The sequence below is a fragment of the Blastococcus sp. SYSU D00669 genome (assembly GCF_054050715.1).
The window spans coordinates 88208-102573 of record NZ_JBJGZV010000010.1; the positions used below are offsets into that span (position 1 = coordinate 88208).

Below are 14366 nucleotides of genomic sequence, written 5' to 3' on the forward strand. Positions count from 1 at the left end.
TGGCATTCCCCCGCGGGGCGGCCCTCCTCGCCCGCGCGTCACCCCGCCGAGCTGACCGCGACCTCGGCGATGTCGCCGGCGAAGCCGTCGCCGCTGGGCACCAGACCGGTGACCCAGACCAGGACGAACCGGGCGGTCGTCGGCTGCTGGAACTGCAGCGGGGTCTCGCCGTCGACGGTGCCGCTCGCCGCCACCGGGTAGGCGTCGAGGGGGCCGTCGGGTCCCCCGCCGGTGCGCACCTCGACGGTGATGCCGGGGGTGCTCGTGGTCACCGTCACGCCGGCCAGCTGCTGCTCGCTGCCCAGGTCGTACATGATCCCGACACCGCTCTTCAGGTTGCCGAAGGCGGGCGAGCGGAAGTAGGTGACCGTGGACCAGGCGGTGGCCGGGTCGCCGTCGAAGCTGAGCGGGACGTCGCCGTCGTTCTCGGGCTCGCCGTCGCCCTCGGGGTTGTAGACCTCGGCGCTGACGATGGCCGCCGGCGCGCCCGCGGCCGGCGCCGAGCTGCTCGCGCTGCCGCTGGTCGAGCTCGGCGGCGGCGTGGAGCCGGGGACCTCGTCGACCGAGCCGGCGACGGAGAGCACGTTGGTGCCGAACCACCAGGCCAGCGCGATCACCACGGCGAGCGCGGCGACGGAGATGCCGATGACGGCGGCCCGCCGGCGGGCGCCGGGCTCCTCGACCTCCGGCAGGTCGGTGCTGCCGGTGTCCGGGTAGTCGTCGTCGTAGACGTCGTCGTAGGTGGTGGGCTGGTGCAGCACCGCGTCGAGGTCGTCGGAGGGGCGCCGCCACCCGTCGCCGGTCGCCGTCCACCGGTCCTCGACCGGGGGCGCGGGCGGGCCCGGCTGCACCACCGGGGTGGCCTGGGTGGCCTGGGTGGCCGGGGCGGCGTGCGCGACCGGGCGCACGGGCGGGACCGGCGGCATGGTCATCGGGTCCAGCCGGACGGGGGCGTCGACGCTGACCGTCGGCGCCGGCGGGGCGACGGGCAGCGCGGGCGGCGGGACGTCGTCCCGGCGGACCGACCGCAGCCGGTCGCTCTCCGGCCCGTGCCGGTCGAGGGCCGAGGCGCCGGCCGCGCGGGGCCGCTCGTTGAGCAGGGAGACCATGGCCGCCACGCTGGAGAGGCCCTGCCCGGGCTCGGTGGAGCGGGCCCGGCGCACGAGGGCGGCGAGGTCCGGCGGCACGGCGGCGGCGCCCTTGCGCACCCCGCGACCGGCGGCCTCGACCGCGGTCGGGCCGCCGAGGCAGGCCTCGAGCAGCGCACCCAGCGCGGTGATGTCGCCCTGCACGGTGCCGCTGGCCGCGGGGACGCCGCGCAGGCCCACCAGCCCGTTGGGCCGCAGGACGACGTGCTCGGGTGTCAGCCCGCCCACGGCCAGCCCGACGCGGTGCGCCTCGGCCACGCCCTCGGCCAGCCGGCGGACGACGGTGCGCGCCTCGCGCTGCTGGAGCGGCCCGCGGGTCAGCCGCTCCGCGAGGGTCTCGCCGTCGATCCACTCGTTGACGACGTAGGCGGCGCTGTCGGCGGCGGTCGCGTCGCCGTTGCCCTCGGCGGCGTCGTAGACCATCGCCAGCGCGGGGGTGGCCAGCCCGCCGGCGGTCAGGGCGCGGGCGATCCAGGCGTGCGCCGCGGGGCCGCCGGGGGTGTGCACGCGGATGGCGACGTCACGGTTGAGGACGCGGTCCTTGGCCCGGTACGTGCGGATGACCCCCGTGGGGGTGGGCTCGTCGGGACCGACCTGGTCGAGCGGGCGGTAGCGGTCCGGGAGGCCGGTGACCGTGGAGGTCATGGACGCGGACGACCTCCTCTTCGCATCGCTCCCGGCAGCGCCGCGCCCCGGGCCCGGCATCGCCGCCCCGGGTCTCACGCTCGTCCGCGCCCGAGGCGGGACCGGATCGCCGCCAGGGGCTCCCGGACCTCGGGGACGCGGGCGACCACGAGACCAGCAGCGGTCGCGACGCCGATCACCACGGTACCGACCAGGAGAGTGACGAGCGAGCCTGCCACCGATGTGCCCAAAACGTGACCCAGAAGGGTGACCGTGCCCCAGCCGACGAGGCCCGCGGCGCCCGACACGGCGACCAACCGGAGGACCGGCCCCAGCGTCTCGCGGTCGCGGGTGGCGCCGAGCGAGCGGCGGATGGCGAGGTCGCCGAGGACCCAGCCGGCGACGTAGGTGACGCTCGTGACCAGCATCAGCCCGGCCACCACGTGCTCCGGACCGACGACGACGGGGACCAGGAGCAGCAGCGGCACGCGGACGGCGACCATCCCGATCTGGATGAGGGTCGGCGTCCGGGCGTCCTTCATCGCGTAGAAGACCCGCAGCTGCAGCAGGGTGACCGCCATCGGCAGCAGGCCGAACGCGCCGATGGCCAGCGCGGTCCCGATCCCCTGGGCCTCGGCGACGCTGGTGTTCCCGCGGGCGAAGGCGACCGTGGCCAGCGGCGGGCCGAGGACCACCAGGGCGGCGGTGACCGGGAGGAGGCCCAGCGCGGACAGGCGGGTGCCGAGCGCGAGGTCCTTGACCACGCCGGGCACGTCGCGGCGCGAGGCCGCGCGGCTCATCCGCGGCAGCAGCGCGGTGAGCAGGGCGACGCCGATGATGCCGTAGGGCATCTGGAACAGCAGGCTGGCGATCGCGAAGGCGCTCGACCCGAGGCCGCCCTCGCGTCCGGCGTCGTTGGCCACGTTGGTGGCGACGACGACGCCGATCTGGCTGACCGCCACGTAGCCGATGACCCAGAGCCCGAGGGTGCCGGCCTCGCGCAGGCCGGTGTCCTTCAGCCCCCAGCGCGGCCGCAGCGGCACGCCCGCCTTCGGCAGCAGCGGCAGCAGCACCAGCGCCTGGACGGCGATGCCCAGGGTGGTGCCGATGCCGAGCAGCCACACCTGCCCGGACGTGATGGTCGCCGGCGTCAGCTCCCCCGGACCGCTGGCCGCGATGAACAGCAGGCCGGTCGCGATGACGACGACGTTGTTGAGCACCGGCGCCCAGGCGGGCGGGCCGAAGACGTCGCGGGAGTTGAGGATCGCGGTGGCCAGCGCGCCGATGCCGTAGAAGACGATCTCGACGAGCAGCAGGCGGGCCAGCCAGTTGGCCAGCCGGACCTGGTCGGGGTCGCCGTCGATGCCGTACAGGTCGGTGAGCAGCGGGGCGGCCAGGACCGCGAGCACCGTGACGCCGACCAGCCCGGTGATCGCCAGCGTCGAGAGGCGCTGCGCGTACGCGGTGCCGCGGTCGGCGTCGCGCTCCTGGGCGTGCACCAGCAGCGGCACGATCACCGACGTGAGGACGCCGCCGATGAGCAGCTCGTAGACGATGTTCGGCAGCGTGTTGGCCGTGTTGTAGGCGTCGTTGACCAGGCCGACGCCCAGCGCCGCGGCGAGCACCATGGTGCGCAGCAGGCCGGTGATCCGGCTGACCAGCGTGGCCACCGCCATCGTGCTGGCGGCCCGGAGGATGCCCCGGCTCGCCCCGGGGGCGCCCTCCCGCTGCTCGGCCTCCTCGTCGCTCTCCTCGACCGCGCGCGGCACCGGCGGCAGCACGGGGATGAGCTGGGTGAACTCCTCCTCCGGGTGCGGCACGAAGCGCCGCCGCGGGGGCGGTGGCGGGGGCAGCGGCATCCGGCGGGGCTGCGCGTCGTGGGCGGGGTAGGCCGGCGGCGGGGGCACCGGCGGGGGCACCGGCGGGGCCGCGGGCGGCGGTACCGGCGGTGCTACCGGCGGGGGCGCCGACGCCCGGACGGCGGGGCGCTCGGCCGACGGCGGCCGGCCGGAGAGGGCGTCGGCCGACGGGACCGACGGCGGGGGTGCCTCCTTGTACGGCGGCGGGGGGAGCGGCGCGGGCCCGCGACCCGCCCGCGTGCGCGGGGCGGCCGGCGGGACAGTCGAAGGAACCTGCTGCCCCCCATCGCTCGCCAGCTCGCGACGGGCCCCTGCAGCAGGGCCGCTCTGCCGGTCCCGTTCCTCGACGGGCCCCTCCGGTCCGGGCGTCACACCGGGCTCCGGGTGGGCGGCAGCGGCACGGACGCGCCCTCGGGGGCCGGGCCGGTCGGCATGCCGTCGGACGGGCCGCGGCGGCGGCGGACCAGGAACAGGACGAGCCGGCGCAGGAAGAGCAGGCCGAGCAGCACGGCCGCACCGATGGTGATGCTCAGCGAGATGGCGCCGTAGGCGGTGCTCTTGACCTGGATGCGCACCTGCTCGCCGAGCGGCCCACCGCTGGGCGTGGTCAGGGCGGCGGTGACGGCGACGCGGCCGGACTGGCGGATCGACGTCGGCACCTGCAGCGTCGTCCGCTCGCCCGGGGCGAGCTCCTGCAGGCCGATGTCCTCGATCCGCAGCCCCACGTTGCCGACGGTCCGCACGTCCAGCCGCACCTGGACGGCGAACGGCAGGTCGTTGCGCACGGTGAGGACCAGCGGGGCGTCGCTGGAGGCGAGGCTGTACGTGCCGTCGGCGGGGGCGACCAGCGTGACGCGGTCGCGCAGCCGCTCGATGCTGTCGTCGAGGGCCTCGGCGGCGGTGCGGAAGCCGGCGGGGTCGCCGCGCCAGGCCACCGACGCGGTGCGGGCGGTGGCGGCGTCCTGCGGCGCCAGCGCGCCGTCCGGGGACCCGACGGCGGCCCCGGCGAGGTCGTCCCGGACGGCGACCGCCTGGGCGACGGAGGCCAGCCCGCCGCCGTCCAGGAGCGGCGCGGCCGACGGGGTGAGCGCCCCGGCGTCGGCGACCGGGCCGGCGGCGAGCTCCTCGACGGCGGCCGCGCGCAGCCAGGGCAGCTCGGCGGTGTCGGACATCATCGCCCGCACGCCGTCGGGGTCGGCGCCGACCTGCCGGGGCGGCGCGACCAGCACGGTGGGGGCCAGGGCGGGGTCGGCCGGCGCGGTGAGGCTGAGCAGGGCCAGCTCGGCCAGGTAGCGCTGCTCGGCGATGCGCACCCCACCGGCGACCTGACCGGCGGAGGCGGCGACCGCGCCGAGGGCCGGATCGGCGACGAGCGCCGCGACCGACCCCTGCGGCAGGGCGACGCTGGTCCGGGCGGCCGCGGTCGCGGTGCCCAGCCCGAGCGCGGCGTCGCCGCCGGTGAGGGCGTCGGCGCCGAGGACCACCCGCTCGGCCCCGCCGGCCTGGAGCGCGGCGAGGGTCTCGGGGCGCACGGCGCCGTCGGCGAGCCAGCCGAGGTCGGTGCGCGGCTGGACCCCGAGGACGTCGGCGACGATGCCGGCACCGGCGCCGGTGGCGTCGTCGGACGGCGCGGCCGCCGCGGCGGTCCCGCTCGCCGGCAGGCTGCGCGCCAGGACGGCGGACAGGCCGGTGGCGACCAGCGCGTCGGCGTCGACGTCGCCGTAGGGCAGCGCCACGACCGGGTGGACGGCCGCGACGGCGCGCAGCCGCTCGAGCCACGCCTCGGCGGCCGCGGTGCCCTCGCCCGGGTCTGCCTGCCCGGCCACCTCGTAGGGGCCCGCGGCCATCAGCGCGAGCTCCTCGAGCAGCGCCGGGTCGACGGCGAGGGTGACCGGCACCGTCGGCACCGCCTCGCCGCCGCCCGCGGGCGCGGCGCGGGGCAGGTCCTCGACGACGGAGAGGGCGCGGTCCAGGCGGCCGCCCTCGGTCACGGCCGCGGCGAGACCGTCGTCGGCGAAGCTGCCGGAGGGGGTGCGGTGGGTGCGCTCGACGAGCGGCCACAGCCAGGCCACCGAGGTCCGCCCGGCGGGGATGGCCGGCTGCCGGACGAGGTAGGTGGCCAGCTCGCCGACGCGGCGGACCTCCCCGTCGACGGTGCCGTTGACGTTCAGCAGGGCCGGGTAGACGCCGTCGCGGTCCAGCCGCAGCTCGTCGGCGGGGACCGAGTAGGTGAAGGTCGCCGAGTCGCCCGGCTCGAGCTCGTCGGTGACGGGCTGGAAGGCCGGGACCTCGGTGGTGGCCGGGTCGGCGTCGTCGTCGGCCGCGGCGAGCTCGGCGCGGGAGGTGAGGACGGCGCCGCGCTGCAGGCGGACGGCGAGGTCGGAGACCGCGGAGTCGCCGCTGTTGGTCAGCGTGCCGGTGATCGTGACGGTCGAGCCGGGGACGACGCTGCGCGGCTCGAACCGGCTGACCTCGAGCGTCACCGGCCGGTCGGGGTCGCTGGTGTCGTCGGCGGGCGCCGCGGTGGCGCGCGTCGGCGCGAGCAGGAGCGGTGCGCCGAGCAGCGTCAGGCAGAGCAGGACGGCGAGGACCGTCCGGGACCCCGGCCGGGAGCGGCCGTCGGCGGGGTCGGCGGCCGTTCCCCTCACGCGCTGTCGGCCAGCAGGGCGGGTGCCCGCTCGACCAGTGCCCGCTCGTCGGCGTACGCGAGCCGCTCGGACAGCTCCGACAGCGGGACCCAGGCGACCTCGGTCACCTCGACGTCGGCGTCCGAGAGGGCGCCACCGATCGCGCGGAGCAGGAAGTGGTGCACCGTCTTGTGCACGCGGCGGCCGTCGGCGACGAACCAGAAGTCGATGATCCCGAGCGGGGCGACGACCTCGCCGATGATCCCGGTCTCCTCGGCGACCTCGCGGACGGCGGTGTCCTCGGGGGTCTCGCCCTCCTCGATGTGACCCTTGGGCAGCGACCAGAGGAGGCGTCCGCGCCGGTCGGTGCGGCCGATGAGGGCGGCACGGGGCTCGTTGACCCCGTCGTCGGCGACGACCAGGCCCCCGGCGGAGGTCTCGTCGACCCGGCGCAACCGGCGGCCGGGGCGTCCGCGCCCGCCCGTCCCAGCCATGCCAGGAGGGTAGCGCGCGTCCGGCCACTACCCTGGCTCGTCGTGTCCGCAGAGCCCCCGAGTCGTCCCGAACCCGAGCCCGTGCCGCCGGCGGTGCAGCAGACGGTGCGGGAGCTCGTCGACCTCTCCCCCGTGCTGACCGAGCTGGGAGAACGGTTCGCGGCGGCCGGGTTCGAGGCCCACCTCGTCGGCGGTTCGGTGCGTGACGCACTCCTCTCGGCCGGCGCGGGCGCGGCGCGCGTGCCGGGGGACCTCGACATCACCACCGACGCCCGGCCGGAGCAGACCCTGGAGCTGCTGCGCGGGTGGGCCAGTTCCACGTGGAACACGGGCATCCAGTTCGGCACCGTCGGCGCCGAGGTGCAGGGCGCGCGGCTGGAGATCACCACCTACCGGGCGGACCGCTACGACCGGGAGTCGCGCAACCCCGAGGTCGCGTGGGGCGACTCGCTCGAGGACGACCTCGCCCGGCGCGACTTCACGGTCAACGCGATGGCCGTCTCGCTGGGGCCCGACCGCCGGGTCACCGACCCGTACGGCGGCCTCGGCGACCTGCTCACCCGCCGGCTGCGGACCCCCGGGGCGGCGGTCGACTCCTTCCTGGACGACCCGCTGCGGATGCTGCGCGCCGTCCGCTTCGTCGCCCAGCTGCAGCTGACCCCGGACGACGAGGTGATCGCGGCGATCACCGCGCTCGCCGGGGAGCTGGGGCGGATCACCCCCGAGCGGGTGCAGGTGGAGCTGTCGAAGACGCTGCTGCAGGGCTCGCCCCGGGCGGCGCTGGAGCTGTTCGTCGGCACCGGGCTCGCCGACGTCGTCCTGCCGGAGCTGTCGGCGCTGCGCATGGAGATCGACGAGCACCACCAGCACAAGGACGTCTACGCGCACTCGCTGACCGTGCTCGACCAGGCCATCGCGCTGGAGGAGGCCGACCCCGAGCACGAGTCGCCGGACCTCGTCCTCCGCCTCGCCGCCCTGCTGCACGACATCGGCAAGCCGGCGACCCGGCGGCACGAGCCGCGCGGGCGGGTGTCGTTCCACCACCACGAGGTGGTCGGGTCGAAGCTGGTGAAGAAGCGCCTGACCGCCCTCCGCTACCCCAAGGACGTCATCGACGCCGTCGCCAAGCTCACCTTCCTGCACCTGCGCTTCCACGGCTATGGGCGCGGGGAGTGGACCGACTCGGCGGTGCGCCGCTACGTCACCGACGCCGGCGACCTCCTGCCGCGGCTGCACAAGCTGGTGCGGTCGGACTGCACGACCCGCAACCGCAAGCGGGCCGCGGCGCTGGCGGCGACCTACGACTCCCTCGAGGCGCGGATCGCCGAGCTGGCCGAGAAGGAGGACCTGGCGCGGGTGCGCCCGGACCTCGACGGCAACGCGATCATGGAGCTGCTGGGCATCCCGCCGGGCCGCGAGGTCGGCGAGGCCTGGCGCTTCCTCAAGGACCTGCGGCTCGAGCGCGGCCCCCTCTCCCCCGAGGAGGCGGAGGAAGAGCTCCTCACCTGGTGGCGCACCCGCACCGGAGGCTGACGCGCGAGAAATCCTCGCCCGGGAGCCTCCGCTGTGGACGGCGGCAGCGGCGATGAGCTGACATCGCCAGTCTCTGCTGCGTGCGCTTACCCGCCATCCGTCTCGCCGGCCAGGAAGTCGCCCCGCGGGAGCACCTCATGGCAGACGGCCTCTCCGCCTACCGGCTCCGCAACGCCGTGCGGACCGGTCGGTGGCAGGAGCCGCTGCCGGGGGTGTTCGTCGGGCACTCGGGCCCGCTGACCCGTCGAGAACGCTGGCACGCCGCGCTGTACTTCGCCGGTGGTACCGCGGCCCTCAGCCACCGCAGCGCGCTCGTCGCGTGGGGCGCACGGGCGGAGGAGCTGACCGCGCGCAGGTGGGCGGGCGGTGTGCGGGGTGAGTACCAGGTCCCTCAGGAAGGTGGTCTGGTCGAGGTCACCGTGCCCCAGGGGCGGCATCTGCGGTCGCGGGCGTTCGTCGTCGTCCACCAGAGCCGACGACCCGTCGCCGCCGAGGTCATGGCGGGTGGGCTGCGAGTCTGCCCGCCCGCTCGTGCCGCCGTCGACGTGGCGATGACCAGCCACCGTCGCCAGGACGTCGATCACGTCGTCGCCGACGTCCTGCAACGCGGCCTGTGCACCGTGCCGGAGCTCGAGCAGGAGGCATCGCACCTCGGACGAAGACTCACGTCCTGGTTGCGGCAGGCCGTCGGCGATGCTCGCCGAGGCATGCGTTCGGTCGGCGAGGCAGACCTCCGACATGCCCTCGTGCTCGCGGAGGTGCCCGAGCCCGAACGGGGAGCTGCGATCGAGACGTCGTCCGGCACCTTCTTCGTCGACGCCTACTGGCGTGACGCCAAGGTCGCCGCCGAAGCGGACGGTGCCGCGTTCCACCTGTCCGCGGACGACTGGGGTGCCGACATCCGCCGTCAGAACGCGATCCAGGGTGTCGGCGTCCGGCTCTTCCGGTTCCCCGTCCGGCGCCTACGCGCAGATCCACTCGGGTGCGGCCTGGAACTCCGCCCGCTGGTGGCCTGACGGAGGCTGAGAGCGCAGAAAAGCTTGACGCTCAACCTCCGGAAGGTCAGTGGCGGGAGGTGGTGCGGGCGTAGAGGGCAGCGGTGAGGAGGTAGCCGGCGCCCACGGCGACGAGCATCGGGTAGGAGACGCCCGACGGCGGCAGCACGAAGGCCCCGAAGACCAGCGCCACCACGAAGGTGACGTTGAACAGCGTGTCGTAGACGGAGAAGACCCGGCCGCGGAAGTCGTCGTCGACGGCCTCCTGCAGCGTGGTGTCCACGCAGATCTTCACCGCCTGGCCCACGAAGCCCAGCACGAAGCCGGCCGCGACGATGGTCGGCGGCACGAACGGCAGCCCGAGCGTGAGCTGCGCCAGGCCGCCACCGGCGAGCAGCGCCGTCGTCCAGCGCGGCTTGCCGATCCGCCGCACCACCCACGGGGTCACCGCCGCGGCGGTCAGGGTGCCCACCGCGCCGGCGCCGACGACCTCCCCCAGCCCCACCAGCCCGCCCGGGAAGAGCCCCGAACCCGCGAAGGTGTTCCGGTAGAGCAGCAGCGTCATCAGCGTCAGGACGCCGTAGAACAGCCGGTGCAGGCTGATCGCCGTGAGCGCCGCCGCGGCCGGCGGGTGCGACCAGGCGTGCCGGGCGCCGGCCACCATGCCGGCGGCCACCTCGCGGGCCGACAACCGCGCCGAGCGGGCCGTGTGATCGGGCCCCAGGTGGGCCCGCGAGAACCCCGAGACCACGGCGGCCGCTCCCAGGTACGGCAGCGCCGCCGACACCGCGACGACGGCGTACCCCGCGTCGCCGGACCCGGTGACCTGCAGCAGCCCGAGCGCCGCACCCCCGCCGACCACCGTGGCGACCGCGCCCGACGTCGTCGACAGCGCGTTCGCCGACACCAGCGACGCCTCGTCCACGGTGTGCGGCAGGCCGGCCGACAGCGCGGCCAGGACGAACCGGTTCACCGAGAAGACGGCCAGCCCCGCGACGTAGAACGGGGTGCCGCCGACCCCACCCAGGACCAGCGCGGCCACGACGGCCACCAGACCGGCCCGGACGACGTTGGCGCGCAGCAGCACCTGCCGGCGGCTCCACCGGTCCAGCCACACCCCGGCGAACGGTCCCACCAGCGAGTAGGGCAGGAGCAGGACGGCGAACCCCGCCGCGACGTCGAGCGGGTCCGCGGCCCGCTGCGGGTTGAACAGCACCGTGCCGGCCAGCGCCGCCTGGAAGACGCCGTCGCCGAACTGCGACAGCAGGCGGGTGCCGAGCAGCCGCCGGAAGTCCCCCCGGCGGAGCAGGTGGCGCACGGTCGTCGCCTCCTGCTGGTGCACCCGGTCACAGTACGGGGCCGTACACCGCCCTCCGGGTCACCGCCGAGCCGTGTGCCGCCCCGTCGGGTGACTTTTCCCGGGTCCGAACAGCCCTCCTGCCCTTGACGGTGCGAGCTCGACCTCCCCCGGCCGCGGACCTGGGGCACACTGGACCGCGATGACTCCGGTGCCCTCGTCGCCCGACCCCGAGTCCGGTCCTCCCGCCAGGCCCGCGACCGGTCGCCGTCCTGCGGACGCCGTCCCCCCGCTGTCCGTCGGCCGGGTCGAGGACGTGCGTCCCGGGACGCTGCTGGTGGCGATGCCGGCCCTGTCGGACCCCACCTTCGCCGGCACCGTCGTCTACGTCCTCGACCACACCGAGACCGGCACGCTCGGCGTCGTCCTCGGGCGGCCGAGCCAGGTCGAGATTCGCGACGTCCTGCCCGGCTGGTGCGACCTCGCGGTGGAGCCGGGCGTCTTCCACGTCGGCGGTCCGTGCGAGACCGACACCGCGCTGTGCCTGGCCACCTCGCCCGCCGTCGACGTGACCGAGGACAACGGCCTGCGCCGGGTGGCCGGCGACGTCTACCTCGTCGACCTCGACCGTGACCCGGAGGCGCTCGAGGGTCGGCTGACCGGCCTGCGCGTGTTCGCCGGCTACGCCGGCTGGTCCCCGGGCCAGCTGGCCGGGGAGATCGCCGAGGGCGCGTGGGCCTGCGTGGCCGGCCGGCCCTCCGACGTGCTCAGCCGGATGGCCGGACCGCAGCTGTGGCGCGCCGTCATGGGCCGCCAGACCGGCCGGCTCGCGGTGCTGTCCACCGCGCCCGCCGACCCGTCGGCCAACTGACCGGCGCCCGCAGGGGCTGCGCGCGCCGACGGCATCTGGTAGGAAGAGCTCGGGAAGGGGCGGTCTGGGGAAGAGGCCGCCCCTTCCTGCTGTCCTCAGACGCCCAGTTCCGCCGCGAGCTCGGGCTGGGTGGCCGCGTCGAGGGTCTCCTCCGCCGCCGGTAGGGCGATCTCCCGCCCCCCGTGGTCGGACAGCGTGATCGTCACGTCGAAGTCCTGGTCCGGCAGCGGCGTCACGTACTGGACCAGCAGGTCGTCGGAGTGCGAGACCGCCACCGTCTTGCCGCCGGACAGCCCGTACTCGGCCACCAGCTGCCCGTCGATCGAGCGCTGCCCCTGCCACGTGTAGTCCCCGGTCAGGAAGGCCCGCGGGTCGTCGGCGGTCCGCGCCGAGAGGTTCAGCACGAGCTGGGCCAGGACGTCGATCAGCGAGGCCGAGCCGCCCGCCGCGGCGCTCATCGGCCGCCGCACGTACGCCGCGTCGGGCAGTCCGCGGGCGGCCAGGGCCTCCGAGAGGCCGGGCACGTCGCCGAACCAGATGTCCTCGGTGGTGAAGAAGAGCGTGCGCATCTCCTCCGGCCGGCCGTCCTCGTACGTCGTCACCGCCTGGGCGCGACCGATCGAGCGGGTGAAGTCGATCTCGCCGGTGAGGGTCAGCACCGCCCCCTCGCCGTACGGCGCCGTCTCGACGAAGTCCGCCCCGCCGTGCTCGAAGTTCTGGTGCAAGAGCTCGGCGAGGACGTCGGCCTCCTCCTGGGTGATCTCGTCACCGGGGAGCCGCTCGTCGTCCGCGCCGCCGGTGCAGCCGGTCAGCAGGGCCAGCACCAGTCCCAGGGCGAGCAGGATCGAGCGAGAGCGGGACGGCATGCCGCCAGGGTAGGCAGCCCCGCCGTGCACCCCCGGGAACGCCACCGGTGGAAGGACCCGCCTGCCCCCCGACCCTCGCAAGCTCGGGCCGGGCCCCTGCAGGCGGGCCGTTCCAGTCCGTCGCCTAGCGCTCGATGTCGCCGCGGATGAACTGCTCCACCAGGTCGCGGGCCTCGCTGTCGGAGTGCTGCACCGGCGGGCTCTTCATGAAGTAGGACGACGCCGAGAGGATCGGGCCACCGATACCGCGGTCCTTGGCGATCTTCGCCGCGCGGATCGCGTCGATGATGATCCCGGCCGAGTTCGGGGAGTCCCAGACCTCGAGCTTGTACTCCAGGTTCAGCGGGACGTCGCCGAACGCGCGGCCCTCGAGGCGGACGTAGGCCCACTTGCGGTCGGACAGCCATGGCACGTGGTCCGACGGGCCGATGTGCACGTTGCCCTGCCCCATGTCGCGGTGCACCTGGCTGGTGACCGACTGGGTCTTGGAGATCTTCTTCGACTCCAGGCGCTCCCGCTCGAGCATGTTCTTGAAGTCCATGTTGCCGCCGACGTTGAGCTGCATCGTGCGGTCGAGCTGGACCCCGCGGTCCTCGAAGAGCTTGGCCAGCACGCGGTGGGTGATGGTGGCGCCCACCTGGCTCTTGATGTCGTCACCGACGATCGGCACGCCGGCGGCGGTGAACTTGTCCGCCCACTCCGGGGTGCCGGCGATGAACACCGGCAGCGCGTTCACGAAGGCGACCCCGGCGTCGAGGGCGGCCTGAGCGTAGAACTCGGCCGCCTGCTGCGAACCCACGGGCAGGTAGCAGACGAGCACGTCGGCGCCCGACTCGCGCAGCGCGGCGACGACGTCCACCGGCTCCTCGTCGGACTCCTCGATGGTCTCCCGGTAGTACTTGCCGAGGCCGTCGAGGGTGGTGCCGCGCTGCACCGGAACGCCCAGCGGCGGGACGTCGCAGATCTTGATCGTGTTGTTCTCGCTGGCCACGATCGCCGCGGACAGGTCCTGGCCGACCTTTTTGGCGTCGACGTCGAACGCGGCGACGAACTCCACGTCGGAGACGTGGTAGTCGCCGAAGCGCACGTGCATCAGGCCGGGCACGGACGACGTCTCGTCGGCGTCCCGGTAGTAGTGGACGCCCTGCACGAGCGACGCGGCGCAGTTGCCCACGCCGACGATGGCGACCTTGACGCTTCCCATGGGTGCTCCTCACTTCTCGGACCGCGGGGTCCGGACACGGACCGGGGTGGTCCTGACGGCGGTGGTCGGGGGGTTCAGGTGGTCGGGGACGGCGGGTCCGCGGGGGGGTGCACGGACGGGTCGGGGGACGGGTCGCGCTCGGCGCCGGCGTGCCCGGGGGCGGGCCGTTCGCTGGCGCGTCGCTCGGAGTCGATGAGCTCGGACAGCCAGCGGACCTCCCGGTCCACCGAGTCCAGCCCGTGCCGCTGCAGCTCGAGGGTGTAGCGGTCGAGGCGCTCGCGGGTGCGGGCGAGCGAGGAGCGCAGGCCCTCGCGCTGCCGCTCGACCGTGCGCCGGCGCCCCTCCAGGATCCGGAGCCGGGCGTCGGCGGCGGTGTGCCGGAAGAAGGCGAGGCGGACGCCGAAGAGCCCGCCGTCGTCGTACGCCTCCGGGCCGGTCTGGCTGACCAGCTCGTGGAAGCGCTCCTTGCCCTCGGCGGTGATGGTGTAGACGACCTTCCCCCGGCGTCCGGTCAGCGGCGGGGCGTCGGCGGGCAGCAGCGCCTTGGGGTCCGGCTCGGCCGTCGTGATGTACCCCGCAGCGTGGAGCCGCTTGAGCGCGGGGTACAGGGAGCCGAAGGAGATCGTCCGCAGCCCGCCGAGCAGCGAGGCCAGCTCCTTGCGGAGCTCGTACCCGTGCATCGACGCCTGCTGCAGCAGGCCCAGGATGGCGAACTCGAGCACGCCCGCCTCCCGTCGTCGGACCGGCATCCGCCCGCAGCGGTCGATGTATCGAGACGATACATCGACCGACCGACGACGGGTGAACGGAGGGCCACGGCGGCCGTCCGCCCGGTGCGCTGTGATCCG

The 14366-nt window shown here is 75.2% G+C and carries 11 protein-coding genes; 3 read left to right on the plus strand and 8 right to left on the minus strand.

The window, feature by feature from the left end; all coding sequences use genetic code 11:
* Positions 1-38: 38 nt before the first annotated feature.
* The 4 genes from ACI8AF_RS09565 to ACI8AF_RS09580 form a co-directional block, all read right to left on the minus strand.
* Positions 39-1793, minus strand: coding sequence for a hypothetical protein (locus ACI8AF_RS09565; protein ID WP_456539460.1), 1755 nt, complete (start codon positions 1791-1793; stop codon positions 39-41).
* Positions 1794-1867: 74 nt separating this feature from the next.
* Positions 1868-3679 carry a murein biosynthesis integral membrane protein MurJ gene (murJ, locus tag ACI8AF_RS09570; RefSeq protein WP_456539461.1) on the minus strand — a complete coding sequence of 604 codons (1812 nt, stop codon included), beginning with the start codon at positions 3677-3679 and terminating at the stop codon, positions 1868-1870.
* A 320-nt stretch (positions 3680-3999) separates the two neighbouring features.
* Positions 4000-6279, minus strand: coding sequence for a DUF6049 family protein (locus ACI8AF_RS09575; RefSeq protein WP_456539462.1), 2280 nt, complete (start codon positions 6277-6279; stop codon positions 4000-4002).
* Positions 6276-6752 carry an NUDIX hydrolase gene (locus ACI8AF_RS09580; protein ID WP_456539463.1) on the minus strand — a complete coding sequence of 159 codons (477 nt, stop codon included), beginning with the start codon at positions 6750-6752 and terminating at the stop codon, positions 6276-6278. Before ACI8AF_RS09580 ends, ACI8AF_RS09575 begins: the two co-directional genes overlap by 4 nt.
* 42 nt (positions 6753-6794) lie before the next feature.
* Here ACI8AF_RS09580 and ACI8AF_RS09585 point away from each other — a divergent pair, with 42 nt between their 5' ends.
* Both ACI8AF_RS09585 and ACI8AF_RS09590 read left to right on the plus strand, forming a co-directional pair.
* The gene (locus ACI8AF_RS09585) at positions 6795-8285 is read left to right on the plus strand and encodes a CCA tRNA nucleotidyltransferase (protein ID WP_456539464.1); all 1491 of its coding nucleotides are present in this window, start codon (positions 6795-6797) and stop codon (positions 8283-8285) included.
* 212 nt (positions 8286-8497) lie between these two features.
* Positions 8498-9301, plus strand: coding sequence for a hypothetical protein (locus ACI8AF_RS09590; protein ID WP_456539465.1), 804 nt, complete (start codon positions 8498-8500; stop codon positions 9299-9301).
* 46 nt (positions 9302-9347) lie between these two features.
* Here the strand turns inward: ACI8AF_RS09590 and ACI8AF_RS09595 are convergent, their stop codons facing one another.
* Positions 9348-10622, minus strand: a complete 1275-nt coding sequence (locus ACI8AF_RS09595; protein WP_456539466.1) for an MFS transporter — start codon at positions 10620-10622, stop codon at positions 9348-9350.
* A 271-nt stretch (positions 10623-10893) separates the two neighbouring features.
* On the opposite strand from ACI8AF_RS09595, the gene ACI8AF_RS09600 reads away from it, so the two are divergent.
* A complete protein-coding gene (locus tag ACI8AF_RS09600; protein WP_456539467.1) occupies positions 10894-11448 on the plus strand; it encodes a YqgE/AlgH family protein in 555 nt (184 codons plus the stop codon).
* Between the two features lie 95 nt (positions 11449-11543).
* Here the strand turns inward: ACI8AF_RS09600 and ACI8AF_RS09605 are convergent, their stop codons facing one another.
* The 3 genes from ACI8AF_RS09605 to ACI8AF_RS09615 all read right to left on the minus strand — a co-directional run bounded on the left by ACI8AF_RS09605 (position 11544) and on the right by ACI8AF_RS09615 (position 14240).
* The gene (locus ACI8AF_RS09605; RefSeq protein ID WP_456539468.1) at positions 11544-12314 is read right to left on the minus strand and encodes a hypothetical protein; all 771 of its coding nucleotides are present in this window, start codon (positions 12312-12314) and stop codon (positions 11544-11546) included.
* Between the two features lie 124 nt (positions 12315-12438).
* Entirely contained in the window at positions 12439-13518 is a 1080-nt protein-coding gene (locus tag ACI8AF_RS09610) for an inositol-3-phosphate synthase (protein WP_456539469.1), read from the minus strand.
* A gap of 74 nt (positions 13519-13592) precedes the next feature.
* Complete coding sequence (locus ACI8AF_RS09615) at positions 13593-14240, minus strand: PadR family transcriptional regulator (RefSeq protein ID WP_456539470.1); 648 nt, start codon at positions 14238-14240, stop codon at positions 13593-13595.
* Between the last annotated feature and the right edge of the window lie 126 nt (positions 14241-14366).